Genomic DNA, 26,973 nt, shown 5'->3' with positions numbered 1-26,973 from the left:
TTCCCCGTTTACTACATATATATCATAAGAACCCTGCCGATTTCGGTGGGGTTTTTTGTTTTACATCGTGTGGTTCGAAAGTTGAATGCTATTGTTCAATACATAACAAAATTAATTTCTATCCTAAATGTCAGTCTGAGCGCAGTCGAAGACAAATGGAAAAATGATTTTTAGCATTTCGACTACCTGTCTGTCTAGCTGATACGGTGCTCAATATGACATCTCTTTTTTTGTCATGAACTAAAATGATAATGGCAAAGGAAGCCGGTCTTTCTTCCTTTAGCGCAGCGGTCCTTGAGCTTTCTTCCTCCAGCATAACGGTCTTTATTCTAATATCCTTACTTTTACCCCTAGCATTTCCCTCCCGATTTGAGCGCGATTAAAAAACTTTTCCATCAAACGGCCATATACGGACTGGCTACGGTACTGCCCCGTATGTTCTCGTTTATCCTTACCCCTTTGTATACAGAGGTTATGGAAACGGGCGACTATGGAAAGGTCACTTACTATTTTTCCTATTTCGCGATTTTTAACGTACTCCTTTCCTATGGTATGGAAACGGCTTTTTTCCGTTTTTTCAACCAAGAGCCCAACAAGCCCAAGGTCATAGCCACCAGCTTGCTCAGTATGCTCACCAGTTCCATGTTCTTTTTGGTGCTGGGCCTAAGCATAAAACCGTCGCTGACCTACTGGATAAATATTCCGTTAGAGTATTTGAGTTACTTTATTTTCATTTTGGTGCTCGATGCCCTGGCTGTAATCCCCTTTGCTTATCTTAGGGCTAAAGGACGACCCGGACGCTATGCTTGGGTAAAGATCACCAATGTGCTCATTAATCTGGGATTAAACCTTTTCTTTTTGATCCTACTGCCCAAAATGGCCGATAGCTTTTTGGGAGGACTTTATAAACCGGATTTTGAAATACACTACGTATTCATTTCAAATTTGATCGCTAGTTTGGTTACCCTGGCCTTGGTGGGAGGTATTTACCTGCGCTCGCACTACTATTTCGATCTAGAGCTTTTCGAACGGATGATGAAGTACGCTTTTCCCGTACTTGTGGCCGGTCTGGCCTTTACCGTGAATGAGGTTTTCGATAAAATCTTATTAATGCAATTACTTCCGGATGATATAGCCGAAGATCAAGTAGGTATTTATGGCGCTTGTTATAAGATGAGTGTGTTTATGACGCTTTTCGCTACGGCATTCCGCCTGGGTATCGAACCCTTTTTCTTTAGCCATGCCAATAACAAAAACCCGCAAAAAGCCTATGCCATGGTCACCAACTATTTTGTGGTCATTGGCTCGATAATTTTATTGGCCACGGTGGTTTTTTCCGATTGGCTCAAACATATTTTAATGCGGAACGAGGATTATTTTGAGGCCATGGACGTGGTACCGATTTTATTGTTGGCCGCCTTTTGTTTGGGCATTTACCACAACCTATCGGTTTGGTACAAGGTTACCGACCGCACCCGTTGGGGCGCCTATATTTCATTGGTGGGCGCGGCATTGACCCTGGTCATCAACTTTGTTTTTATACCCAAATATGGATTTATGGCCTCGGCCTGGGCTACTTTGGCCGCCTATGGTAGTATGGCCTTGTTGTCCTACTTTATCGGAAAACGTTATTATCCGGTGCCATACAACAATCGCAAGATCGTGTTCTATATGTCCGTTTCTGTACTATTGTCCGTCATCGCTTTCTATGGCTTTAACCGAAACGTATGGCTGGGTATTCCGCTTTTACTGGCCTTTTTGGCCCTTACTTATAAACTCGAACATCAGAACATTCGTAAAATATTGCAGAAAACATGACCATAAAGATCATCAACCGTTCCGAACATGCCTTACCCCATTATGAGACCGAAGCCTCGGCCGGCATGGACCTAAGGGCTCAATTGGGCGAACCCATAACCTTGGCGCCTTTGGAGCGGGCCGTAATCAAAACCGGACTCTTTATTGAACTGCCTATCGGTTATGAGGCCCAGGTACGTCCTAGGAGTGGTCTGGCGGCCAAAAAAGGCATTAGTGTGCTCAATGCACCCGGAACCATCGATGCCGATTATAGGGGCGAGATTGGGGTGATTTTGGTCAACCTATCCAACGAACCCTTTACGGTGGAAAATGGCGAACGTATCGCCCAAATGGTTATCGCCAAACACGAACGGGCCGAGTGGATTGAAGTCGAAACCCTTTCGGAGACCGAACGGGGCGCCGGGGGCTTTGGCAGTACCGGAACAAAATAAGCGGAGACCTAGACCTGTCAGGTTTTAGAAACCTGACAGGTCTATTGGGCTGAGCCTAATCATAAAATTTCATCAATTAGGTGTCCTAGTTCCCTACAAACCCGTAAATTCGAATTGAAGTGGCGCATTACGTGCCCAGTGGACGTATGGAACGAATTTTCAAGACATTGCTGCTCGGATTGCTTTTTATTGGGTTTACCTATGCCCAAGAAGAAGGAAGTGCTGAATTGTTCTTAGAGGAGTATTCCGATGATTTTCAAGAAAGTTTTTTCGAGGCCCTCACCCAAAAAGGCATTGAAAATTACGACCGTGCCCGCGATGCTTTATTGGTGGCCCAGTCCATTAAACCCGAAAACCGGGCGGTAATGCACGAACTCTCTAAAGTGTATCTGCAACTCAAGGATTATCCGAATGCCGAAACCACCTCATTGGATGTGTTGTTACTTGAGCCGGCCAACCCTTGGTTTTTGGAGGTATACATTAAGGTACTCGCGGTACAGGGAAAACCTTTTGAAACCATGGCGCCCGCCGAACTCCGTTCCCATCCAGAGGTAGGGAAAAACCTAGTGAAGGTGTTCTATACCCACGGGCAATGGGCCTTGGCCCGTAAATGGCTTCAAGAACTACCCCAAAGCGATTTTAAATCGGACTATACGGCCAAGTTGGATCAAATGGCACCACCCAAACCAAGCCAGGGCATAGCCACGGCCCCTGAGGTGCAGGCTACTCCCAAAAAGGAGAATCCCATGCAGGCCTATACCACCCAATTGGAAAACCTATTGGCGCAAGGAAAATTCAAGGAAGCGGCCCAAGTGTCGGGCGAGGCCTTGGAGCTTTTCCCGGCCCAGCCTTATCTCTATTATGCCCAAGGCCAAGCGCTTTTACAAACAGGTAAGCCCAAAGAAGCCGTAAGCTATTTAAAGGATGGCCTCGATTTTTTATTGGAAGAAGGCCCTTTGGCAAACAAATTGTACAAAACCCTTGGGGATGCCTATACCGCTCTTGGCGATCAAAACAAGGCAAATACCTATTTTAGCAAGATAATCCAATGACGAAGTTGAAGTCCATAAACCTATTCGGTCTGCTGTTATGTTTTACCCTGCTGACGGCCTGTTCATCAAAAAAGGTATTGGCGGGGGCCGAAGTAGACCCAAAAGCTTCGGTAAAAGGGGTGATCAAGGGACATTACGACAATCAATTACGCTTTAATACACTAAGCGGAAGGGTAAAGATCGATCATACCAATGGCGACGATTCCCAAGGTTTTAATGTAAGCCTTCGTATGCAAAAGGATTCGGTCATCTGGATTTCGGCCACCCTCGGTATCGTAAAAGCCAAGATTACGCCCGAAAAGGTTTCTTTCTATAACAAACTGGAGGGCGAGTTTTTTGAAGGTGATTTTTCATACCTATCGGAAATATTAGGGGTAGAGCTCGATTTTGACAAAGTGCAAAATCTATTGCTGGGACAGGCTTTGGAAGATTTACGTGAACGGAAATACCGTATGCAGACCTTGGCCGATGCCTATGAATTAAAACCCAAGGCAGCCGATCTATTCTTCAAATCCGTGTTGCGCCTCGAACCCCGTAACCTAAGGGTAGACGACCAGCAATTGATCCAACCGGCCAAAAACCGGAAGCTGCATATCGCCTATACCGATTACCAGGAAGTAGCGGGGCAGGCCCTGCCCAATAAAGTGCATATTGAGGCCATGACGGACAAGGACAGTAGTACCATTGACCTTGAGTTCCGAAATATGGAACTCAATGCCAATATGCGTTTTCCGTACCGGGTCCCGGAAGGTTACAAAGAAATCGTGCTGAAATAAATGAGGGCCAAACCAAAATACCTTTTTTTACTCTTTTGTGCTTTAATGGCGTCTTTTCTGACCTTGGCCCAAACCCAAGAACAAAAGGAACTGGAGGCCCAGCGCAAGCGCTTACAGAAAGAGATTGCCGAAATGAACCGTTTGCTTTCGGCCGAGCGCAAAGAAAAAGGTTCGGTACTCGACCAAATGGAGGCTTTAGATACCCGGATCAATAAGAGACAACAACTTATTCGATTGACCAATAGGGAAAGCAATCTACTCAACCGTCAGATCCATGCCAATGTGCGCCAAGTAGGCAAGCTTAAAAACGATTTAAAGCTCTTGCGGGAAGATTATGCCGCCATGATCCAAAAGTCCTACCAAAACCGTTCCCAGCAAAACCGGGTCATGTTCCTATTGTCTGCCGAGAACTTTTTACAGGCCTATAAACGGCTGCAGTATTTAAAACAATACGCCAGCTATCGTAAAGAACAAGGGGAGCAGATCGTGGTTAAGACAGAGGTGTTGACCAAAAAGAACCAAGAGTTGGCCGAGCAGCGCAAGACCAAAGAAGCCCTATTGGCAGCGAATAGAAAGGAGCGTCAGGCCCTGATGGCCGAAAAAGAGACCCAAAACTCCCTTTTGGCCAGTATAAAAAAGAACGAAAGCAAATACGCCGCAAGTTTAAAAAAGAAACAGCAAGAGGCCCGTAGGATCGATAGGGAGATCGACAAGCTTATTCGTGCCGCCATTGCCGCCAGCAACAAAAAATCGGGTAAAAAGGGCAGCAGTACCAAGTTCGCGTTGACCCCGGAGGCCAAGTTGGTCGCCGATAATTTTTCGGCCAATAAAGGGCGCCATATCTGGCCCGTGGAGCGCGGCATTATATCCAAGGGCTTTGGGGTGTACAAAGATGCCGTTTATCCGGGGATAAAACACCAAAACAATGGGGTTATTATTGCTACCGATGCTGGTACCCCGGCCCGGTCCATATTTAAAGGGGAGGTTATCGCGATTTTATCGGTGCCAGGGGGTAATCTCGGGGTACAGGTAAAACACGGAAACTATATTACCACCTACTACAACCTATCCAAACTCTATGTAAAAAAGGGAGATAAAGTGGCGGCCAAAGAAGCTTTGGGAGAAATTTATACCAATCGGAATACGCAGCAGACCCGACTAAAATTCTATCTCTACCAAGATTCGAAAAAATTGAATCCTCAACAGTGGATACATCCGCTGTAATCTCAAATCTTAAACAGTTTATGACCCAAAAGAAGTTGATCTATATCATGGATCCGCATTGTGGCTGGTGTTATGGCAACAGTGCGAGTATAAAAGAAGTACAAAATCATTTCGGTGACAGCCTGCCCATTGAAGTATTAGTAGGTGGCATGTGGTTGCCACCCCAGGCCCCGGCTGGAGGAACGGATCTCTACGGATTTATTTCCCAACATACCCCAAGACTGGAGCAGACTACAGGGGTGACCATCTCCCAAGCCTATTTTGATTTGGTACAGGATTCCAATTATGTTTTTAGTAGCCAGGAGCCCTGTGCGGCCTTTGTATGGGCCAAATCGCAACGGCCCGAACATTCGGTTCATATTGCTTCTGCCATACAAACATTATTGTTCCAAAAAGGGAAAAGATTGGATGTGCCTGAAAGCTATCAAAGTCTAATGGAAGCCCTTGAGTTACCTTATAGTGATTTTACAACGGATTGGTTGTCGGCCGAAAATAAAGGGAAAACCCAAACCGAATTCCAAGAGGCCCGGAAATGGGCCCAAGGATTCCCGACCTTGGTATTGCAAGAAGACGAAACAGCACGGGTGATTGCTTCAGGGTATTTTAAACCGGAAAATTTGATTCTGGGATTAAGTGAAAAGCTAAATCTCTAACCCATAAACAAAGCTTTCAGCTCGGTAGATTTTTCCGGCAAGTAAAAAGACGGTCGAATGGCGTTGGTGGTACCCCTGTCTTTTGCTGGTTTATGGTATAGAAAGAATCGATACAAACTTCTTTAGGATAAAAAGTCACTGGGCAAAACGTGTTCGATACGGGGTTAAGAAACAGTGCTTGAGTTGGTTTTGCAATGGCATTGCATCTTTTAATGGTTATCTTTGCGGTGATGAAAAACTTCTCGACCATATTAGCGGTTTTGTTTCTGATTTTGGCTGTTACGCCTTGTTCTGATGGAACGAATAAAGAAGATTTACATCTTGATGAATTGAGTTCAAATCACGACCATGGCCAAGATAACGACGATTCTTGCCCTAGTACTTGTATATGTAACTGCTGTGGAATGTCAATTACCTATCAGGCAATTGAAGCTTATGAACTTAAAGTTTACCCAAAGATTTCTACGCAAGTAATAGCGACCTACCAACCTATTTACAGGTTCGATTTTCTTTACAACATCTGGCAACCGCCACAATTGATTGGCTAATACAAGACTTAGGGTCAAAATTTAGTTAATCAATTTTTGTTTTCAATGAAAAAACACATGCTGAGCATCTTGCTCACCGCTTTTTTGTGCTTTTTGGCAAAAGCGCAAAGCACCGAAATACCTATTAAAATCGTTTCTGAGGCAGATAACGAGCCTTTGATGGGCGCAACCGTATTTTTTGAGGCACTAGAAAAAGGTGCAGTTTCAGATTTTGATGGCATTGCCCATTTTACTGAAATACCCTATGGCCAATATGTGGTTTCCATCTCATTTATAGGATTTGAGACCTTGGAAACCACCATTAAAGTACCTAGTGATACCGACTATGCATTTTATCTTAAAGAAGGTGGTCATGAACTGGAAGAGGTCGTTTTGCAATCTACACGAAGCACGCGGACGGTGCAGAAAATTCCAACAAGAATAGAATTTATCGGTGTTGAGGAATTAGGTGAAAAAGCCATTATGAACCCAACCAATATTTCGATGGTTCTTCGTGAAAGTACGGGAATTCAAATGCAACAAACCTCTTTAAGTAGTGGAAATACTAATATTAGAATACAAGGTCTTGACGGCAGATATACCCAACTTTTACGAGATGGGTTTCCTTTATACGGAGGTTTTTCAAGTGGTTTAAGTATTTTACAAATTCCACCATTAGACTTACAACAATTTGAAATCATAAAAGGAAGTTCATCGACTCTTTATGGTGGTGGGGCCATTGCTGGATTGGTGAATATGGTTTCCAAAACACCAAATGAAGAACCTACATTTGATATTATGCTTACCCAGACACAAGCCTTGGGAAGTACGGCGAATATTTTTTATAGCCAGCGCAATAAGAAATTCGGATTTTCACTTTATGGTTCTGGCCATTACCAAAAAGCCTACGACCCAGATGATGATGAGTTTAGTAATCTGCCAAAAACAACCTCTATTTCGTTTAACCCAAAAGTGTTTTATTATCCATCAGACAAAACAACGATATGGTTTGGGTTAAACGGTACTTATGACGACAGAATTGGTGGCGATATTAATAAAATAGAGAATGGCGAGAATGGCATTCATCAATATACCGAAGAAAACAATTCAAAACGGCTGAGCGGTCAGTTGGTGTATCGAACACAGTTAGATACTGTGAGTTCGTTACAGTTTAAGAATAGTGTTTCTTTCTTTGATAGAAACCTTATCGTTCCCGACTTAAGGTTTGAAGGTCAACAAATCAATTCATTTTCTGAGCTCACCTATGCCAGAACATTAGATAGATCAGATTGGATAACCGGCGCCAATCTGTACACCTCAAGTTTTGTGGAGAATGAAGATTCGCCTATGCAACGCAATCAAAGGGATATAACCTTGGGTGCGTTTGCAAACACCATCTTCGACCTGTCTGAACATTGGATTTTAGAAACAGGGTTGAGAGCGGATTATAATACGGATTTCGGCTTTTTTCCTTTGCCGAGGGTTTCGTTGCTCTACAAAACCAATGGTGGGTTTTCGAGTCGAATCGGTGGTGGATTAGGGTATAAGATACCTGATATGTTTACAGAGGAAGCAGAATATATAAATTTTGAAAATGTATTGGCCATCGATAAATCTGCTACAGATGCCGAACGCTCGTATGGGATAAATTTTGATGTGAACTATCAAACCCGCATAACCGATGAAGTAGGGTTTTCAATGAATCAATTATTCTATGTTACGGCAATACATGATGCATTACTTTTAAATTCAGTGGACAATGGGTTTTTTAAATTCGAAAATGCCCCGGATAACATCTTGAGCAAAGGTGCGGAGACCAATATTAAGTTTACTTATAAAGATTTTAGGTGGTTCTTAAATTATGCCTTGATCGATACCAAGCTGAATTATTTAGCGGGAAATCCACAAAAACCATTAACGGCAAAACACAATGCGGGCAGTGTTTTAATGTACGAATCCGATACGTGGCGAATTGGCTATGAAACCTATTACACAGGCAAACAGTTCTTATCCAATGGGAATAAAACCACGGATTTTGTAACCATGGGTTTGTTGGTAATGCGTAACTTTAAGTTGGGTAGTGTTTTTGTAAACTTCGAAAACTTTACCGATAGAAGACAAAGCAGGTTTTCGCCATTGGTATTACCACCCCACGAAAACCCGGTTTTCCCTGAGATTTATGCACCTACGGATGGGTTCATTTTTAGTGTAGGACTAATTATTAAACCGTTTGGAAACGAAGAACATCATTAATCATGGAAACCATAGAACAACGATTAAAATCAAAAAATATTCGCATTACAGCTATGCGATTGCTTGTCTATAAGTTTCTTGCGAATAAAAAGGTGGCGGTTACGTTAAGTGACCTAGAGAACACTTTCGATAAAGTCGATAGGACAACATTATATAGAACCATCAAAACATTTGAAAAAAAAGATATTGTACATCAAATAGATGATGGTACCGGAATCACCAAATACGCTTTATGCGAGCAAGGATGTACATGTGCGATGGAGTCCGATTTACACCTACACTTTCATTGTGATCATTGCCATGAGACCGTTTGTTTAACTGATTATAAAATTCCAGAAATAAAAGTACCCATTGGTTTTGTTTCAAAAAATGCCAACGTAGTTGTTAAAGGTATCTGCGATATATGTAACGGATCCTAAATGCAGCTGCTTCACTTTTTCTTAAATGACCTTTAGCATGAGGTTTAAAATAAAAGGAAGATTTTAGACCGTAAATAGAACAACCAGGGTGAAAGGGAGCGCCAGATTTTTACCCCATAAACAAAGCCTTCAGCTCGGTAGCTTGGGAAGGATCCATTTTCCCCGCCAACACCAAACTCAATTGTTTACGTCTTAAGGCGGCGGCATACCGTTCCTTCTCCAAATCGGTCTCAGGGCGTATTTCCGGAACTTTGGTAGGCTTTCCGGTATCATCTACGGCAACAAAGGTATAAATGGCCTCATTGGCCTTGGTACGCTCGCCAGAGTAGCGGTCTTCGATCCAAACGTCTATAAAGATTTCCATAGAAGAACTAAAGGCGCGCGAAACGGCGGCATCTACGGTAACCACCGAACCCACCGGCACGGCCCGGTTAAAGGCTACGTGGTTTACCGAGGCGGTAACTACGATCCTACGGCTATGCCTACGGGCGGCGATACTGGCGGCACGATCCATACGGGCCAATAGTTCGCCCCCGAAAAGGTTGTTCAAAGGGTTGGTTTCACTGGGTAAGACCAAATCGGTCAATATAGTGCGCGACTGCGCTGGGGTTTTGGGTTCCATGCTCATTTTTGGGCAAAGATAGAGCGGAGAAACGTAATGGCAATGCCTACAATTAGCTATATGTCGCTAACTACCTTGAAAATGGGGTAGGGCATAGGCTCTTGAGGTGTTTGGCAGCTAGCCTAAGTGTCACTTTCAACGGAGTTTCGGTAGCGAAAACAAACTAGTGAACGTGTTTTCTAACAGGAATTTTAAAACCATCCAATAAAATATGCTTTCGGTTTACCCTCACCCCCGCTCTCCCCCAAAGGAGAGGGAGCTGTTCGCAGTTCCGGTCATTTGAAACCAAAGTTCTCACTAAATCTACCACGGAATGATTGCACCTTATCAATAATCCAATAGGCAGGCGTAAGTAAGATTTTCATCTATTCAAACGAATGTTAGCTTCTTGGTGGTCGCGGTTTTATCAAACCAAAACATAACAAAGCCTATCGAACGATGCGATACTCTTCAATCAAAAATTTTATGTGAGATTACTGGGCCGGTTGGTATAACAACCAGGCTTCCGAAGATTCGTTACGCTGAACCTTGTAGAGGTAGTTAATGGCGTCACGTTTACTTTCAAAACTGGCATAACCCACTTGGTGCAAGCCGTATTTGTTTACGCCCAAATAGGTAGCCTTGTAGCCTTTGGATTGTAATTGGGCGATTCTTTTATCGGCATTGGTACGCACGCGAAAGGCACCGGCGACAACATGGTAATCGGTCTGACTTGGTTTTTCAACGAAAGTAAGATCCAGGGCATCGAGTTCCATGGGTTGGGTATCGAAGATGGTAGCTTCCTGAATGTTTTTGGAGACCTGTTCCTTAACCTGTTGGTCTACCCACTGCTCTTGCTGTTTTCCTTGCTGGTAAGAGGTAAAAACGGTTAGTCCGCTAGCCACGGCCAACAAGATTACGGCGGCATATTTAAGGCTGCGACGAAGTCCGCCTTTTTCTTTACGTTCCGGGGTAATGATAAACGGGATTTTTTCTTCCATTTCCACTACTTCTTCCTTAAGACTTTCCCTTAAAATAGGTTTGCCCAGCACAGGGGCCATCCCAAAGGAAGTCAGTAATAGGTTTTCCTTTTCAAATGGGGTGAACACCAGATTACCCTCTTTGTTGGCGGTTAGTTTACCAATACCCTCCAAGCTTACCGGAATACCAATGGCAATCTGTTTTTTCCACTGGCGGGTAACATCCAACAATTGCTTTAAAGCCGCTTCATAAGGAACACCTTCTGCCTCCGAGGCATATTTGGCCAAAAGACCGTCGTTGGAAACCAACTGGGCGTTAAAACTTAGGGTTTTTGTGGGGGGGTAAAGGGTATGGCCTTCTTCACGTGCCGACTGGCTTTGCGACAAAAAGGCACCGAACTCCGGAACCACGACACAATCGTGGGTAAAAAGCAATTCCTTGATATAGGTTCCGGTTTTCATAGTGGACAAATATTGGAAAATTTACGGGATTTCAAAATAAGGTTACACAATTTTTATTAACAGAACCATACACGATCGACCGCAGGTGCTGGTAATCAGTCGAATCACATTTTTTGATTACTTTGTAAGAAATGACTGATATGGTCGAAAAAGAACTTTTAGCGGTTTTACGATTACAGGCCATGTCGCTGGTGGGCGATGTTACCGCGAAAAAACTCATTGCCCATTGCGGTAGTGCCCAGGCGGTTTTTGAAACGGCACCCCAAACCTTGGAAAAGATCATGGGTATAGGCAGTCGGACATTGACGCATTTAAAAGACCCAAAGTTCGAGGAGGCGGCCCGAGTGGAATGGGAAGTATTACAGAAAATGAATTGGGGTTATACCTATTTCAAAGATCCCGAATACCCGGAATGGTTACGCCATGCGGTAGATGGTCCCATATTATTGTTCCATAAAGGAAATATTAACTGGCAGGGCCAACGAATAATCAGTATAGTAGGTACCCGAGATATGACTGCCCATGGCCGCAGGTTTTGCGAGGAATTGGTGGCCGAATTGGCGCCTTTAGACCCCATAATCGTTAGTGGCTTGGCCTATGGGGTCGATATTACGGCCCATAAAGCGGCCCTTACCCATGGTCTACAGACCATAGCCTGTATGGCACATGGGCTAAACCAAACCTATCCGCGTGCCCATGCCAAATATGCAAAGCAAATATGTGAACACGGCGGCTTGGTCACCGACTTTTGGAGCGACACCGAGCCCGACCGGGAACATTTTCTACAGCGCAACCGCATAATAGCCGGGCTTTCGGAAGCCACCATCGTTATAGAATCGGGGGCAAAAGGTGGCAGTCTGGTCACCGCCGATATCGCCCATAGTTATGACAGGGATGTGTTTGCCGTGCCTGGCCGACCAGGAGACAGCCAGAGTTTAGGCTGTAATAGCTTGATTAAAGCCCAGAAGGCGCGAATACTGACCACTGCGGCCGATTTGGTATACCATCTGGGTTGGGAAATCGAAAAACCGGCCCCGGTACAGACCCAACTGTTCGTTACGCTACCCCCTGAGGAGCAAAAAGTATGTGATTACCTCAAAAAAAATGGAAAAACACATATAGATGCCATAGCCCTGGATTTGGGGGTGCCTGTTTTTAAATTGAGTCCCCTATTGCTGAATTTAGAGATGCAAGGCTTAGTTAGGCCTTTGCCCGGGAAAATGTACGAGAAATTGTAAGGTGGTTAGATAGATTATTTGGATATTGGGTTCATAAACCAATCAATACCAACAAATGGAAAAAAAAGTTTGCCCGGCATGCGGCTTCTACAGTTTGGAGGCGCATCATTTTTGTGATAATTGCAATTACCCTTTCAGTGGGACTGACAAAGAAAGGTCTGTGCATATTGCTCGTTTCATCGATGCCAAAGGTGTAGTGGCCGACGCGGAAGATTCAATTTTAAGAAGTCAGAAAATAATATTTGCCGTTGCCGCGGTTAATACTGTTTTCATGGTTATCGGTGCCGTTAATGGGGGTATGGATGTCCTTGGGTTCGGGTTAACTTTAATAGTAACGGTAACCATTTTATTATGCGGGGTATTCATTAAAAAGCAACCGGTTTTCTTTACCCTTGTTCCTTTGATTTTAATAGTTGCTACTTATATCATCAATTTTACGATTTCGCCTGAATCGATATTTCGGGGTATAATCTTTAAATTGATAATTATCGGGAGCTTAGGTTATAGTATTTATTTAGTAAAACAGGCCGAGAGATTCAAGAACCAGTTTCAAATTGAACAATAGTTTATTAATACCCCACCTTCTCACGTACCCTTTCCAATACGCTATCGGCTACGGTTTTGGCTTTTTCGGCGCCTTTGGCCAAGGCCTCGTCTATTTCATGTAGGTTTTCCATATAGTAATGGAACCGCTCGCGTTGCGGGCCGAATTTTTCCAAGATTAAATCGTAAAGGGCTTGTTTGGCATGGCCATAACCGTAATTACCGCCCAAGTAGTTTTGTCGCATGGCTTCGGTTTGTTCCGTGGTGGCCAACAAGCGGTACAGGGCAAATACATTATCGTTTTCAGGGTCTTTCGGATCTTCCATGGGGGTACTGTCCGTTTTAATGCCCATAAGTTGTTTGCGCAACTTTTTATCGGTTAAGAACAGGTCTATGGTATTGCCCTTACTCTTACTCATCTTAACCCCATCGGTACCCGGCACGTACATGGTGCTTTCCTGTACCTTGGCTTCGGGCAGTACAAAGGTTTCCCCGAGCTGGGTATGGAATCGCGAGGCCACGTCGCGGGTCATTTCCAAATGCTGTAATTGGTCTTTACCTACGGGCACAATATCGGCATCGTACAACAGTATATCGGCCGCCATAAGCATGGGGTAGGTAAAAAGTCCGGCGTTCACATCTTCCAAACGGTCTGCCTTGTCTTTAAACGAATGGGCCAAGGTCAAGCGTTGATAGGGGTAAAAACAATTCAAGTACCAAGCCAGTTCGGTGACCTGTGGCACGTCCGATTGGCGATAGAAAACCGTTTTATCGATATCCAAGCCAAAAGCCAACCAGGTTGCGGCCGTGGCATAGGTGTTCTGTCTCAACTGGGCCCCATCTTTTATCTGGGTAAGCGAATGCATATCGGCAATAAAGAGGTATGATTCGTTCTGCGGATTCTGCGCCATTTCAATAGCGGGCATAATCGCCCCAAGAATATTACCCAAATGTGGGGTGCCCGTACTTTGTATACCTGTTAAGATTCTGGCCATAGTGCTTGGTTTCAAATTGGGCACAAAGGTAAAAGTTTATATGGCTTCGGCGTAGGGAAGTGGGCAAAATCCTTATTTTTGGTTCCCATGCGAAACTTGCTAACCAAAACGGTGCAGCTGTTATTTAGGGTCTGGTTCTACTTATGGGTGGCCATACCTATCTTCGTTTTTGCACCTTTTCTATTGATCTTTGCCGCTAGCGAAAAGCGATACCCCCAGTTTTATTGGTGTGCCCGTAATCTTTGGGCCCTACCCATTTTATACGCCTGTGGCTGTCCACCCCGAATTCGTTATGCCCAAAAACTGGAATGTGGCAAAAGTTATATGTTGGTGGCCAACCATACCTCAATGCTCGATATTATGCTTATGCTTCGGGTAAGTAAAACCCCCTTTGTCTTCGTGGGTAAGAAGGAGTTGGTAAAAATTCCGGTTTTTGGCTATTTCTATAAACGGGTCTGTATTATGGTGGATCGTTCCAGCGTGCGAAGCCGCACTGCGGTGTACAAAAGGGCGCAACGCCGTTTAGATCAAGGCTTGGGAATCTGTATTTTTCCTGAGGGCGGGGTACCCGAACCCCATATTGTATTGGATCGCTTTAAGGATGGTGCCTTTAAAATGGCCATAGACCATCAAATTCCCGTAGTGCCCATGACCTTTTACGACTCTAAAAAAAGACTGCCTTTTGAACTGACCCATGGTGGTCCGGGTAAACTTCGGGCTCAGGTGCACTGCTTTGTCGATCCGCCACAACCCAATCAAAATGGCTTGGAGGGGTTTCGTGAGGGGATCCGAAATACGATTTTAGAGGGATTGGTATAATGGTTTTCGGGCGTGTGCCCATGGGGCACCGGGCGCTCCGCGCTACATGGTAGCCAGCTACGATCCCTCACGCGGACTTTAATAACAACAATAGTATTTGATTTCGTAATCCGTTGCCTTGGGATGTCTCAATACAACGCAAAAAAAAGCGCCCCCGCGAGTGCGGAGGCGCAAGGTGTTACTGCTTTGCGCAATAACCAACCTAACCAACATCTTTATTTAGAAGCGGAAATTCAATCCGCTGTAAATGCCTAATGTAAATGGGTTGAACGAACCATTTGTATTTGCAAAGGTATTCAATTGATACTTAAATACCGGTTCCATGTTCAACTTTAACTTTTTGCTAAGGGAATAATTGAATCCCAAGCCAAAATTCGCGCTAAAGTTAACATTATTCAGGTTATTTGCAACACCTAAATCGATGAATTGCCCATTGGAAATTATAGACACCTGATTATCAAGCAAAAACAAAGAAGAAAAACCTCCGATTAAATCCATGCCAAATCGGTCTTGTATGAGGCTGTAGTTCAATTCAACGGGAATTTCGATATAACCCATCTCTTGCAACATGTCGCCTTCTTTGATGGGAACCTTACCAGTAAGGTCTTGTGAGGCCGAAAAAGCTTCACTATTCAGCTGGTTTTGGCTACCTATGATTATGCCCCTGGCATTGGGGTTTAGATCGAGATTGGTGGCTTGCGCGCTGGTACCTACGGTAGATTTAAAGATGATGTCGTCGGTGGTATAACCATAATCCACCTTATTGATTCCTGTAGAAATTTTTAATTTTTTACCCACCTGATAGCCTACGGCCAAACCATAGCTGAGATTAATATCACCCGATTTTTGGTTTTCGGCCAAGTTGGCCGCTACCGGAGAGCCGCCTCCAAAGGCATCGAAGTATACAGGAGCTACCTTAGGGCCGATAGTCCATTTGTTCTGGTCCGCATCGTTTTGCGCCAAGACATCATCTTCTTGTTCGGCAATGGCATTGAAGATGGAAGTTTTTTTAGAGGTGTTGTCTTCAGCCAAAGCTTTGGCTTCGGTATTTTCGTTTTGGGTTACCAGTGTTGAAAACCCGGCCAACGGATTTGATGTTTCCGTAGTCTTTGTGTCAGGGGTACCCGTGGTTTCTAGGGCAATACCTTCCGAAGCTTCCCCGGCCAAGTTTATGTTGTAGTCTGCTGTTTTAGTATTGCCGTTATTTGTTTTTAAGGTGTTGTTAGCTATTGCACCTTGAGCTGGCTTCCCGGTTTCTGCAAGCGTTTCGGTTTTATTGGTGTTGGCTATGGAGTTATTGCGGGGATTTTCTTTTTCGGTAGTGGGTGTGTTTACCATGGCCTCGGAAGCAGGCAGGTTCTCAGGCAAGGGGTTTTGTCCTTCAATTTTTTCAGTAGGGGTGGCTTTGTCGGTATCACTAAGCTGTGGTGTGGCTTCATTGCCTTGGGGTTGGTTTATCCATAATACCACCGCTAGGGCAGCCGCAACACCACCTAGGGGCCACCACACAGGTAGGGCCCTACGTTTTTTCTTCCGCAGTTCCAAGGAGGCCGACACCCGTTCCCACACCCGTTCTTCGGGTTCGGGGCCAAAGCCTTTAAATTTTTCCTGGAACAATCTGTCCAAATCTTTCTTTGCCATTTTTGCTGTTCGTTTTAGGCAATTCGCTATATACCCTGTTTCAAGTATGTAGCGTTTCACTAACGCATTCGAATCAATCGTTATTTAATAGCGGCCGATCCCAAATCCGTTCAACTTCATTTTTCTTTATATCTACGAAACCCCTCATTGGCTAGCCCTGAGAAAGTTTACTTTATCCTTAATCAATTTTTCCTTCAACAACATGCGGGCACGAGCCAAGTTAGACTTGGAGGTGCCTACCGAAGTACCCATCATTTCGGCGATTTCCTTATGCGAATAGCCGTCTAACACATATAGGTTAAAGGTGGCCCTGTATTTATTGGGCAAACTTTGTATATGTTGCAATAATACCCCAAGGTTAAGGTTGGTATCATCCAAATCCTCTACTTCGGGGGAGTCTTGGCGAATATCTTCATTCACCAGATTCAGGTAGGTCTCCTTTCGGTATTTCTGTAATACCGTATTCAAGGTTACCCGCTTTAACCAACCTTCAAAAGAACCTTTGGACTTATACTGTCCGATCTTTTCGTAAATGATCATAAAGCTGTCGTGTAGGCTATCTTCAGCCTCTGCCTGATTACGTGAGTACTTTAGGCAAATACTGAACAACACCCGTGCATAGGCCCGATACAGGGCCTCTTGGGCATCCCTGTGGCCTTTTTTACAACCGGCTATGATCTGCGCTATTTGCAAAAAGAATGGGTTGGTACTAGTTTTTTGGTTCTTCTACTCTTTAGAGGCGGTTTCGATAACGGGGACTTCGTATTCTAAATATATATCGTCTCCATTGTCGTCCCTACCGTTCCAAAAGCGGAACGTATAGGTTTCATCGTACAGAACAATAAAATCCATGGTACGGGTTACCTCGGTGGCAATTTCTTGACAGTTGCTGTCGGAGTCTATGATCTCCGAACCTATAACGACCACTTTGCGGGTGGTTAAGGCTTCTTTCTCTACATCGAAACCTTCAAAATAAGTACAACTGTTGGGCCTTAAAAAGGTAATATCCAGTTCATAGGTCTTGTTCCGTTCGAAAGCCTCGGGTAAATCGGCTTCCAACACCCTAAGGGCGGTAAAGCGCACATTGGTACCGTCATCATCCAAATCACAAGAACTTAGGGTTAGGGCCATAAATAGCCCACCCATAAGCGCAACATACTTTCTCATGGTAGCAATTCTTTTATCCACTAGATGTGGTGTTTACCCAAGGGTTGCGTGATTTTAGGCAAAGCTTGATAAAGAAACTACCAAAAGCGGTATTAGGCCGACAAACGGCCTAAAGTGATCAAGATTTTACGGCATCGATGGCCTCTTTGATCTTGGCCTCCAGTTCTTCCATGAGTTCGGGGTTGTCTAAGATCAACGATTTTACGGCATCGCGGCCTTGTCCCAGCTTGGTATCACCATAACTGAACCACGAGCCACTCTTTTTAACGATCTCGTACTGTACCCCGAGGTCAATGATCTCACCGACCTTGGAAATACCTTCGCCATACATAATGTCGAATTCGGTAGCCCTAAACGGTGGGGCCACCTTGTTTTTTACCACTTTTACTCGGGTTTTGTTACCCATAACCTCCCCATCGGTATTTTTGATCTGGGTAGATCTACGGATGTCCAATCGTACCGAAGCATAAAATTTAAGGGCATTACCCCCAGTGGTGGTTTCTGGGTTACCGAACATAACCCCAATTTTTTCCCTCAATTGGTTAATAAAGATTACGGTACAGTGGGTCTTGCTGATACTGGCCGTAAGTTTTCGTAGGGCCTGGGACATCAATCGTGCATGAAGCCCCATTTTAGAATCGCCCATTTCGCCTTCGATCTCACTTTTTGGGGTCAAAGCGGCAACCGAATCCACGATAACGATATCAATGGCACCTGAACGAATCAAGTTATCGGCGATTTCCAAGGCCTGCTCCCCGTGGTCGGGCTGGGAAATGATGAGGTTGTCGATATCAATGCCCAATTTTTCGGCATAGAAACGGTCAAAGGCATGTTCCGCATCAATAAAGGCGGCGATGCCCCCACTTTTTTGGGCCTCGGCAATGGCATGCAGGGTAAGGGTGGTTTTACCCGAAGATTCGGGACCATAGATTTCTATGATCCTTCCCCTGGGATACCCTCCTACGCCCAAGGCAAGATCTAGGCCGAGAGATCCCGATGAGATTACCTCAACATCTTCTACGACACTGTCGCCCATTTTCATTACGGCACCTTTACCGTAGGTTTTGTCCAATTTATCTAGGGTAAGCTTTAAAGCTTTTAATTTTGCGTCTTTTTCCGAGCTCATTTCAAAAAAGTGTTAGGATAGCTAAAGTACCCAAACTTTTGAAGAAGGCCAAGACTTTAATTTTGCCTTCGCCTTGGGGGTTGTTACCCGGGGGAGTACACAACCTTTAGCCCTTTTCTGCATCTATTAGGAAAAGAAAAGCTATGGGCTTTTGCATTACATTGTTTTTACTGAAGGGCGACCGTACCTGTCGTATAGCGGGACAAGGGTTGCTCGACGGTGGCTGACGTCGTTATAGATTCCGGATTCCGAATCCGATGAGGATGCTTACATCCGAAACTTAAAATGATTCTATAACGAATTAGCTATGAAAAGAGGTGCTTTTGGCGCCTCTTTTTTTGGCACCGCCAAAAGGGTTTATTACCGCCAGGCTTGTCTCGAAATAAAAACCATATTTCCTTCAGATGCCTCGAATCCCGTTCCGATAGTTATCGGAACTATCGGGATTGTGGAGTGGTAGTTTACTGACTATTTAATTTACCATTCAGAGGGTCATAAAAAAACCTGCCCAAAAAATTCGGACAGGTTTTCCATCTATGTTAAATGCAGCGAAGTGGTTTACTAGTGGGTTACGGCTTCCATCGTTTTTAAATAGGTCCGTAATTGTTGCATATACTTATAGCGCAACAATTTGCCATTGCCCTCTACCATAAGGGTTCGCATACCCAAAAAAGAGGAGATAATGAATAAGGCTACGGACTCGCTATCTATATGACGCGATACATAACCGTTGCTCTTGCCCCGTTGTAGGGCACTGATTAGGTTTACCTCCCATACTTTCGTAATATCCTTTAAGTATCGCATAATCTCTGGGTGGCGCCCGTTGAATTCGTTCAAAAAATTGCCTAGGGCAAAGCCATAATCGTATTTGTTGTGTTGTGCGGTCTCTAGGGTATTGTCTAAGGTGCGCTCGATTAAGGTCAACGGATTTTCGTTGGATTCCAAGGGTTCGATCAAGGCGCTATAGACCTTTCGGAAAAGCAATTGTTGTATAATGCCGATAAAGAACTCGTCTTTGGAGGCAAAATGATAGTAAAAGGCCCCTTTAGAAAGGGAAAGCGATTTTAATATATCGTCTATACTGGTGTTGAAATAGCCTTTTTGGTAGAATAATTCGAGGCCTGTTTTTTGCATACGTTGCATAGTAACGATGCGCTTCAAGTGCTTTTCCATATGGTCTGGGTTAGGTTATGCTTCTGACTTTAGGGTCGGATAAAGTAAACGGGTAGGGTCGTTCGTTTCTAATTGAAAACAGCTGAACGACCATATTTTTCGATAAAAAGCACTTTTTGGGTTGAAGTGTGCGTGAAAACGGCTGGTTTTTAGAGGGTTATTTGCCTTGACAATGTTTTTTTCTAAGTAATTCGGCCTCTTTATCTGTTTTATAACCATGAAGTAATAGTCCTGTGGTACAATCAATTCGATTTTCCTCAATCAATTTAATGACAAAGTACTTGAACTGTGATAAATGTTTGAATTTATCGGATATAAGTCCTATTTGATTCTTTGGCGGTAAATGGTATAATTTATCTGTTGTAACCAGTTCTAGCAAAAAGCGTTGAAATTGGTGTAAATGGGTTTCGTCTTCCAATTTGAAATGAAATTCATACTCTTGGTCATTGGAACGGAATCTAAGTTTGTTTTTTACTCCTAAACTATATTTTGGGTAAGGACCTCCAAAAGGTCTTTTGTTTATTTTTTGGCCATAATACCTTTCCCAATCAATACGGAAATGTGAAATTGATAAATAGGGAATTTGAAGATTATAGTCCAGAGTTATACCGGTTTCGTCGAATTCAATATGCCCTCTTTTTTGGGTGTTAATGTTCTCATATTCATAATATTGATAGATATATGAAAAAACAAGTGGAATCAATCCAATAAAATAGAGAAAGAGAATACTATCTCCATTAGTTTTTATGTTTAAGTATTTTTCTGCTGAAATTGGAGCCAATAATAGCAGCAACTGAAAAACTAAACCACCCCAGAAAGCCATTTCTGTAACTGACAATTTTTTGGGACCAAGTTCATATTGAAACATGGTGAATTTCATTTGCAGATTTTTCTTTTGGGTACCCAACAAATTTACATCAAATGGAGTGATTCAAAAGTGTCAGGCCTAATACAGAAAACAATAAAAAAACCTCGAAAACAATCGGTAAAGTTGTTTCGAGGTTGTTCTCTGGAATCTCACTAGATCTAGTTTATAACCTAGGCGATATCAAGCCACAGTACCTTGGCAACTGCTACCGGCACCGGCGGTACAGCCGTAACAGTGTTGCGAGATAATAATGTTTCGGTCGTTTACGATTTCCTCATTATAGTCTTTGATATGCTTTACCTTCGAGGCTACCTTCATATCCAACATTTGGTTAAAATCGCAATCGTACAACCAACCATCCCAGCTTACCGAAAGGGTATTGGTACACATTACGTTGGCTACCGCCGCCGGGTTATAGGCCTCTACCAAGGCATACATATAGTCTTCATAATTATCGGAAGCCAAGAGGTAGTCTAGAAAACGGGAGATGGGCAAGTTGGTAATGGCGAACAGACTATTGAAGTGAATCCCAAAGTCTTCGAGCAGGGCTTTTTTAAAATCGTTTTCCAAGGCCATTTGATCCCCGGGCAAATACGCCCCTGACGGATTATAGACCAAATCAAGTTGGAGTCCGCTATCGGCCATGCCGTAACCCACGGCATTCAGATCTTTTAAGGCTTGTATAGAGGCATCGAAAACCCCATTGCCCCGTTGTTTATCCGTTTTACCTCTTGTATAGTGCGGCATGGAAGAGACAACATGCACCTTATGTTTTTTAAAGAATTCCGGTAGGTCGTGGTATTTTTTATTGGCCCTTATAATGGTAAGGTTAGACCGTACGATAAAATCTTGAATGCCAGCTTGGGCCGCCTCTTCTACGAACCAACGGAAATTGGGGTTCATTTCTGGGGCCCCACCGGTAAGGTCAAGGGTATGCGCGCCGGTATGCCGAATTACCTCCAGACATTGTTCCATGGTTTCGCGGGTCATAATCTCTTTACGATCGGGGCCGGCATCTACATGGCAATGCGCACAGACCTGGTTGCACATATAACCCACGTTGATCTGTAGGATCTCCAGTTTTTTGGGCTTTAGGGGGAAACACCCCAATTCGGCTATTTTATCCTTAAAAAAAGGCAGCTCACCACTTTGAAAAAGTTCCCCGTTCAATACTTCCATTTGTTTCTCAATGGCCGCCAGTTCCTTTTCACGGGCTTTTAGCGATTTTGTCGGCATTTTGGTCATAATGCAATGTTTTTTGATACAGCTGCTATCGGTACCATTATTATGATTAACACAAGCAAATGGATTGGCCTTACATGCTCAATTTATTGTATTTGTTCATCATCTGTACCCCATGAACCAAGGTAGCCCCACTCTCTATGGCGGCACCGGCATGTACGGCTTCCATCATTTCTTCTTTGGTAATGCCACGTTGCAGACCGTCTTTGGTATAGGCATCTATACAATAAGGGCATTTGACCACATGGGCCACGGCCAAGGCGATCAACGATTTTTCGCGGGCACTCAGGGCGCCTTCTTCAAATACTTTTCCGTAATAATCGAAAAATTTGTTCCCAATCTCTTCACTCCATTCGGTGATCTTTCCAAATTTGCGAAGGTCGGCGGGGTCGTAATAAGGTTTAGACATCTGTATATTTTTTTAATTGTGTTGTCAATGTTTCCATAAGGCCTAACAAGTCCGTAGTCTGTAATTGTTCGGCAGTAATCAGGCTATGTAGGTTTTGGTTGTGCTCTAGGTAAATGGCGGGTACCTGCCTTGTTCCGAATTCCTTTATAAAGGCATCCTTATATACAAACCGTTTGGGTAACGGGATGTTATCCAAGTATTCGGCCCAATCCTTTTTTTTGCCAAAACCTCCATGGGTAAGGGCACATAGAGAACAGGAATAGGTGCCGGGCGAAAGCCATTTATGAAGGCTATCGACCAAGGCATGGCCTAGGCCAGGTTCGGCATTATATACAAAAAGCAGTTGGGACATTTGTCCGGTGGAATTAAGGAATACAGAAAAGGTTCTGGGTCAAGCCAAAGTAAGGGGCGAGCCTTTGTTGTAGTAGACGTTTACAAATACCTTGGGTATATATTTTTGGGAAAGAATTTTGAAGCATTTATCCAAATTGGCCAAGACCATTCGTAAAAAGAGGTGTAGCCCCAACGGAACTCCCTGGCGTTTACCTAGCAAGGTGAAATCGGAGGTACGGTCCAAATCGCCCAAGGGTTCCAAAAAGGTTATCTGGGCTTGATTGTGTTTGATTTGTACGGACAGATCTTCCAACAATTGACCTTGTTGCCAAGGAAGCTTGTTAAAATTGATTTGTTGAAACTGTTGATGATCTAATCCCCAGAGATAGAAACCGCCATCTTCACTTGGACCTAAACTCTGTTCCCCCCGATCTAGTGCCTGTATGGCCAAACCGATATGTGATGGTTTCAGCTGGGGGGTATCGGCCCCCAAAACAATCAGTTTTTGAACCCCTTGCAGGAAGACGGATTGCATGGCATGGAACAGCCGCGATCCAAAATCCGGTCCATGCTGTTCTTTTTCTGAAAAAGTATAACAAGGGAGTCCGGAAGCCTGTATTGTTTGTTGGGTATGGGCCAACAGCATTTGATGCAAACGTATTCCACCCGGCAGGCCTTTGGCCTTACGTTCGGCAAATGCCGACCGGGCAAAAAGGAGTATCGCTATGGGGTTTTTTGGCTGCACCATCTATCTTTTATAAGGTCGTAGGGTTACGAATGGCCTTACGTACAGCTTTAAAAATAGACTAAAATTCCGAATTTATCCGTACGAGCCAACTATGGGCTTTTAGACCGATGCGTCTAAAACCGATGTCAAAGGTTGGGGCGTATACCGTTGTAAAAACAGATAAAATGCAAGGAATGAAGTCCAGTGGAAGGAAACAAGAGAAAGAACAAGGTAGTTTAAAACCACTACCGACTACTAGGTTTGTAACCAGGTAAGTAGTAGGTGCCTTATTTAGCCCAGTGCATTACCCAATTCCCTCTTTCTTTGGGCCACTTCCTTTTTGAGTCCGAAAACAGTAATCAAATACAAAAGGGAAACTAATAAGGGAATAAAGGTAAAGCGTTCCGTAGGTTCTAAAAACCATAATACGGTAACTAAGGCCACCCGCAAAATAGCATGGAAGGTACAGGTAATGCTACCATACATCCAGCCGATTACGGGCCAGTGTAGACTCATACCTATAGCCAGAAAAAGGGGTACCAGTTGCATATCGGTCAAATAACCGGCAATGGTCATGGGCCAACTCAAGAACATGGCCGTCATGGCGGGCATAACCAGTCCACTCAAAGGGGCCTTGAGCATTATATTGGAATGAAAAGGACGTGAGAGCGCCAATCCGATAGGGAATATGAGTCCGGAAGTAAAAAATGCCGTAAGACACCAAGTTTCGGGCTTTATGTAAAAACCGAGTATACCCAAGGCCAACCAATACAAAAAACCTGCGATGGGTAGCGAAATACCGCCATTAGTACGTACAAAATAGGTGGATCGACCCAATTCGAGGGCCTCTTTACTGAAAGGGGTAAAGCTTGGTTTCAAGGTGGTTGGTAATTAGAATTACTGATTTATGCGTAATACGGCCATAAGGTTTACATTATTGACCGAATATTACCAAATTATAGTTAAACGGGTGTAATTATCTGATTAAACTAAAGTGACCTTTTCTTTCTTGCAGATTTCCATCCCTATCCATCAAAACCAAGCGGTACCAATAATCATTGGCCGGTAGATCGTTTCCGGCATAAATTCCGTCCCAACCATCGCCATAGGCATTGAGCTGACGTAATAGTTTGCCATAACGATCAAAGATATACAGTCCGCTTTGAGGGTATAAATTAGGATCAAGGCCCTCTATTTTCCAAGTGGGGTTATGGGAATCGCCATTTGGGGAAAAGAATTTGGGAATACCGATTACCCCAACTTCCAAGCTAACGGTGCCGCAACCATTTTTGTCCCGTACATAAAGGGTATGGGTTCCGGGAGCTACGTCTTCAAAAACCGGATTATCTTGATAAGGCCCCAAAGATCGGTCTAGGGCATATTCATAATCGCCTATACCCAAGTTTTGGTCCGATGCCAGTATTTCAATACGACCAAGGTCTTCCGAATCTTCGATCCGAACCTTATCATAGGTAAGTTCGGCCGGGGCAGAAGCGATTACCTCGGTGTTTTTAGAGAATTGACAGCCATTTTCCGAGCTAACCATTAACGTATAGGTACCCGGTTCGTTTATACTGATCATAGGGGTGTTTCCTAGGGCATTGCCTTGGGCATCGGTCCATAGGAAACTGGTGGCAAATTCGAGCTCGGTGGGTTCTAGAACAACTTGGCTTTGGGGGCAAATGTATTGCCGCTCCAACAATTCGAATAGGGGTAAGGGGTCAACTTGCAATTGCAAAAGGGGGCCGAGCCCAAAACAATCGCCATTGGTGGTACTTTCAATACGTACATAAACGGTTTCTCCTCCGGGAGATGTATTGGCATAGCTAGAAGTGATTTCGTTCCGTTCCAACTGGCCATCCGTCAGGGTTGCATAATACTGTACGGTCAGACTTTGGTTGGCAGGGAATTGCGCCAATATATCGGGGGTGGCCAGGTTAAGGTCGAAGGTGGCGAGGCCATCGGTATCGTCGTCGCACTGTTGAATTGTAGTACGGAAACCATCGACAGGTGAGGTGGTGGTAGCCGATAGTTGGATCTCGGCAATTTGAAAACAGCCTTGAGGGGTCTCAACGCGAGCATACACAATAGCTGCCGTTTGATTATTGAAGGGTGATCCCGGGATGGGATTGGTATTTTGGGCAGCTTCCAAGGGATCCAAAAAATAGGAGAAGCTTAGGTTTTCTTGTGAGATCGTGCTATTGACATTGGTCAGGTCAAAGTCGGTAAACCCATCGGGAACCCCATCTACATCACAATTTACCAATTGTACGGGGCTTTGGATCTGGGGTAGCGGATGCACCGAGGCAACCACAGCAGTCTTGGGCCCTGTTGAACAACCAGAAACATAAGCTTGAGCGTAGTATGTAGTCGTGGTATTGAGTACAGGGGTGGTAAAATCATTTCCAATAAAAAGAGGGGTGTCACTGGTTTCGGAGTCAAACCAAGCCACATCGCTTCCGGTACTTGCTTGGGCCGATAGGGTTAGTGTGCCCGAATCGCATCTACTGGCTGGGGTGGTGCCTTCAAGTTGGGGCATAGTAATTTTGGTACTGGCCGATATATTTAGTTCGGGGTCACCGGGTAGGCCGCCATACTCCACTACATACCCTTTGGGTTGATAGACACCGGCCGGGGCCCCGGTATTGCTTAGGTCGTTCCAAGAACCTGGGGTGCCAACCGTGGGGTCGGTGATATGGGCATAATCCTCATCGCCCGATTGGTTGGGTTCACCGGTATTCCAAAAGGCGAAGTTCGGGCTACTACCGTTAACACCACCGTTCCAAAAAACGGTGCCTTCCTCCGGACCGGCCATCCATTTCCATTGGCCTTCTTGGTCACGGTCCGAACCGGCGATCCAGCCCGAGCCTGCTACCTGTTCCCCGGTCAACTGGGCCTCTGCCGAAGAGGTAACGGTTGCCAAATAGCCTTGAAGCCCGAAATAGGTACGCGTGGCGGCTGCGGCCAAGGCATCGGTCCAGGTTATTCCAAAATTTGGTATGTATTCGTAATAGTGTCCAGTTTCCGGCAGGTAGTTGGCATCGCCCAGGCTGATCGAGAAAAAACGTTCCCCGCTAATGTTGGGGTCGGTACTTTCGAACACTACTTGTTGTATATAGGTAATTAAATCGGGATACGGAATTGCACTGCCATCTTGGGAACTAAGGGTCAGTTTTCCTTCTTGATTGTTCCAAACAGCCCTTATGTTAAGGGCATTTCCAGTAAACACCAATTGCTCGGTGGCCCGGCGGTACCCCGTTGAAATCTGAAGGTACACAGCCTCAATACCAGGATCGTCGGGGTCTACGATCGAAACGCTTTCGGCAATGGGGATCTGGGTAAGTGGACAGTAGAATTGGTCTCCGGTAGCGGTAATGCTGGGCGGAATGTTTTGCGCCCAAACCGGTGCCATTCCCAAAAGCCATATCCAAAATCCTACACGTTTAAGGCGGGTGGGTAAATGCTTGATAAAAGGGTTATGGCGTTTCAAAAGGGG

General features: G+C 44.5%; 27 protein-coding genes. 12 read left to right on the top strand and 15 right to left on the bottom strand.

Going from position 1 to position 26,973, the window contains the following annotated elements; genetic code table 11:
• Positions 1 to 369 precede the first annotated feature (369 nt).
• The 9 genes from B7P33_RS10465 (at position 370) to B7P33_RS10425 (ending at position 9,153) form a co-directional block, all read left to right on the top strand.
• Positions 370 to 1,818: a lipopolysaccharide biosynthesis protein gene (locus tag B7P33_RS10465; protein ID WP_097441910.1), complete on the top strand. Its 1,449-nt coding sequence runs from the start codon at positions 370 to 372 to the stop codon at positions 1,816 to 1,818.
• Positions 1,815 to 2,249 carry a dUTP diphosphatase gene (dut, locus tag B7P33_RS10460; RefSeq protein WP_097441909.1) on the top strand — a complete coding sequence of 145 codons (435 nt, stop codon included), beginning with the start codon at positions 1,815 to 1,817 and terminating at the stop codon, positions 2,247 to 2,249. The genes B7P33_RS10465 and dut overlap by 4 nt, the downstream gene beginning before the upstream one ends.
• A 119-nt stretch (positions 2,250 to 2,368) precedes the next feature.
• Positions 2,369 to 3,301: a tetratricopeptide repeat protein gene (locus tag B7P33_RS10455; RefSeq protein ID WP_216359379.1), complete on the top strand. Its 933-nt coding sequence runs from the start codon at positions 2,369 to 2,371 to the stop codon at positions 3,299 to 3,301.
• Positions 3,298 to 4,077, top strand: a complete 780-nt coding sequence (locus B7P33_RS10450; RefSeq protein WP_097441907.1) for a lipoprotein insertase outer membrane protein LolB1 — start codon at positions 3,298 to 3,300, stop codon at positions 4,075 to 4,077. Before B7P33_RS10455 ends, B7P33_RS10450 begins: the two co-directional genes overlap by 4 nt.
• 45 nt (positions 4,078 to 4,122) lie before the next feature.
• The gene (locus B7P33_RS10445) at positions 4,123 to 5,301 is read left to right on the top strand and encodes a murein hydrolase activator EnvC family protein (protein WP_245871748.1); all 1,179 of its coding nucleotides are present in this window, start codon (positions 4,123 to 4,125) and stop codon (positions 5,299 to 5,301) included.
• A gap of 20 nt (positions 5,302 to 5,321) precedes the next feature.
• Positions 5,322 to 5,954, top strand: a complete 633-nt coding sequence (locus tag B7P33_RS10440) for a DsbA family protein (RefSeq protein ID WP_097441905.1) — start codon at positions 5,322 to 5,324, stop codon at positions 5,952 to 5,954.
• A 194-nt stretch (positions 5,955 to 6,148) separates the two neighbouring features.
• On the top strand, positions 6,149 to 6,502 hold the full coding sequence (locus tag B7P33_RS19770) for a DUF6660 family protein (RefSeq protein ID WP_317042828.1): 354 nt from the start codon (positions 6,149 to 6,151) through the stop codon (positions 6,500 to 6,502).
• 45 nt (positions 6,503 to 6,547) lie between these two features.
• Complete coding sequence (locus B7P33_RS10430) at positions 6,548 to 8,734, top strand: TonB-dependent receptor (protein WP_097441904.1); 2,187 nt, start codon at positions 6,548 to 6,550, stop codon at positions 8,732 to 8,734.
• Between the two features lie 2 nt (positions 8,735 to 8,736).
• Entirely contained in the window at positions 8,737 to 9,153 is a 417-nt protein-coding gene (locus B7P33_RS10425) for a Fur family transcriptional regulator (RefSeq protein ID WP_097441903.1), read from the top strand.
• A 109-nt stretch (positions 9,154 to 9,262) separates the two neighbouring features.
• On the opposite strand, the gene B7P33_RS10420 is transcribed toward B7P33_RS10425, so the two are convergent.
• Together B7P33_RS10420 and B7P33_RS10415 are read right to left on the bottom strand one after the other, a co-directional pair.
• Positions 9,263 to 9,775, bottom strand: coding sequence for an acyl-CoA thioesterase (locus B7P33_RS10420; RefSeq protein ID WP_097441902.1), 513 nt, complete (start codon positions 9,773 to 9,775; stop codon positions 9,263 to 9,265).
• A gap of 473 nt (positions 9,776 to 10,248) precedes the next feature.
• Positions 10,249 to 11,196 (bottom strand): HU domain-containing protein, encoded by a 948-nt coding sequence (locus B7P33_RS10415; protein ID WP_097441901.1) that lies wholly within the window; start codon positions 11,194 to 11,196, stop codon positions 10,249 to 10,251.
• 140 nt (positions 11,197 to 11,336) lie between these two features.
• Between B7P33_RS10415 and dprA the strand changes: the two genes are divergently transcribed.
• Together dprA and B7P33_RS10405 are read left to right on the top strand one after the other, a co-directional pair.
• The gene (dprA, locus tag B7P33_RS10410) at positions 11,337 to 12,434 is read left to right on the top strand and encodes a DNA-processing protein DprA (RefSeq protein WP_097442310.1); all 1,098 of its coding nucleotides are present in this window, start codon (positions 11,337 to 11,339) and stop codon (positions 12,432 to 12,434) included.
• Positions 12,435 to 12,489: 55 nt separating this feature from the next.
• Entirely contained in the window at positions 12,490 to 12,999 is a 510-nt protein-coding gene (locus tag B7P33_RS10405) for a hypothetical protein (protein WP_097441900.1), read from the top strand.
• Positions 13,000 to 13,003: 4 nt separating this feature from the next.
• On the opposite strand, the gene trpS is transcribed toward B7P33_RS10405, so the two are convergent.
• Positions 13,004 to 13,972, bottom strand: coding sequence for a tryptophan--tRNA ligase (gene trpS / locus B7P33_RS10400; protein ID WP_097441899.1), 969 nt, complete (start codon positions 13,970 to 13,972; stop codon positions 13,004 to 13,006).
• Between the two features lie 87 nt (positions 13,973 to 14,059).
• Between trpS and B7P33_RS10395 the strand changes: the two genes are divergently transcribed.
• On the top strand, positions 14,060 to 14,791 hold the full coding sequence (locus B7P33_RS10395) for a lysophospholipid acyltransferase family protein (protein ID WP_097441898.1): 732 nt from the start codon (positions 14,060 to 14,062) through the stop codon (positions 14,789 to 14,791).
• Between the two features lie 219 nt (positions 14,792 to 15,010).
• Here the strand turns inward: B7P33_RS10395 and B7P33_RS10390 are convergent, their stop codons facing one another.
• The 12 genes from B7P33_RS10390 to B7P33_RS10335 form a co-directional block, all read right to left on the bottom strand.
• Entirely contained in the window at positions 15,011 to 16,432 is a 1,422-nt protein-coding gene (locus tag B7P33_RS10390; RefSeq protein WP_097441897.1) for an outer membrane beta-barrel protein, read from the bottom strand.
• 144 nt (positions 16,433 to 16,576) lie between these two features.
• The gene (locus B7P33_RS10385) at positions 16,577 to 17,125 is read right to left on the bottom strand and encodes an RNA polymerase sigma factor (protein ID WP_097441896.1); all 549 of its coding nucleotides are present in this window, start codon (positions 17,123 to 17,125) and stop codon (positions 16,577 to 16,579) included.
• Between the two features lie 33 nt (positions 17,126 to 17,158).
• Complete coding sequence (locus B7P33_RS10380) at positions 17,159 to 17,599, bottom strand: BRCT domain-containing protein (RefSeq protein ID WP_097441895.1); 441 nt, start codon at positions 17,597 to 17,599, stop codon at positions 17,159 to 17,161.
• A 118-nt stretch (positions 17,600 to 17,717) separates the two neighbouring features.
• Entirely contained in the window at positions 17,718 to 18,725 is a 1,008-nt protein-coding gene (gene recA / locus B7P33_RS10375; RefSeq protein WP_097441894.1) for a recombinase RecA, read from the bottom strand.
• Positions 18,726 to 19,286: 561 nt separating this feature from the next.
• A complete protein-coding gene (locus B7P33_RS10370; protein WP_097441893.1) occupies positions 19,287 to 19,898 on the bottom strand; it encodes a TetR/AcrR family transcriptional regulator in 612 nt (203 codons plus the stop codon).
• A 157-nt stretch (positions 19,899 to 20,055) separates the two neighbouring features.
• Complete coding sequence (locus B7P33_RS10365) at positions 20,056 to 20,778, bottom strand: hypothetical protein (RefSeq protein WP_141402445.1); 723 nt, start codon at positions 20,776 to 20,778, stop codon at positions 20,056 to 20,058.
• A 168-nt stretch (positions 20,779 to 20,946) separates the two neighbouring features.
• Positions 20,947 to 22,002, bottom strand: coding sequence for an arsenosugar biosynthesis radical SAM (seleno)protein ArsS (gene arsS, locus B7P33_RS10360; protein ID WP_097442309.1), 1,056 nt, complete (start codon positions 22,000 to 22,002; stop codon positions 20,947 to 20,949).
• 79 nt (positions 22,003 to 22,081) lie between these two features.
• A complete protein-coding gene (locus B7P33_RS10355) occupies positions 22,082 to 22,417 on the bottom strand; it encodes an arsenosugar biosynthesis-associated peroxidase-like protein (protein ID WP_097441891.1) in 336 nt (111 codons plus the stop codon).
• Positions 22,410 to 22,769, bottom strand: coding sequence for a GTPase (locus B7P33_RS10350; RefSeq protein ID WP_097441890.1), 360 nt, complete (start codon positions 22,767 to 22,769; stop codon positions 22,410 to 22,412). Before B7P33_RS10350 ends, B7P33_RS10355 begins: the two co-directional genes overlap by 8 nt.
• 39 nt (positions 22,770 to 22,808) lie before the next feature.
• Positions 22,809 to 23,498, bottom strand: a complete 690-nt coding sequence (locus B7P33_RS10345; RefSeq protein ID WP_097441889.1) for a TIGR04282 family arsenosugar biosynthesis glycosyltransferase — start codon at positions 23,496 to 23,498, stop codon at positions 22,809 to 22,811.
• A 270-nt stretch (positions 23,499 to 23,768) separates the two neighbouring features.
• Positions 23,769 to 24,356: a DUF7010 family protein gene (locus B7P33_RS10340; protein ID WP_097441888.1), complete on the bottom strand. Its 588-nt coding sequence runs from the start codon at positions 24,354 to 24,356 to the stop codon at positions 23,769 to 23,771.
• A 97-nt stretch (positions 24,357 to 24,453) separates the two neighbouring features.
• A complete protein-coding gene (locus B7P33_RS10335) occupies positions 24,454 to 26,889 on the bottom strand; it encodes a T9SS type B sorting domain-containing protein (RefSeq protein ID WP_097441887.1) in 2,436 nt (811 codons plus the stop codon).
• Positions 26,890 to 26,973 lie beyond the last annotated feature (84 nt).

Source organism: Sediminicola luteus (assembly GCF_002514735.1).
Lineage (GTDB): Bacteria > Bacteroidota > Bacteroidia > Flavobacteriales > Flavobacteriaceae > HQA918.
This window is presented reverse-complemented; position numbering and strand designations above follow the sequence as displayed.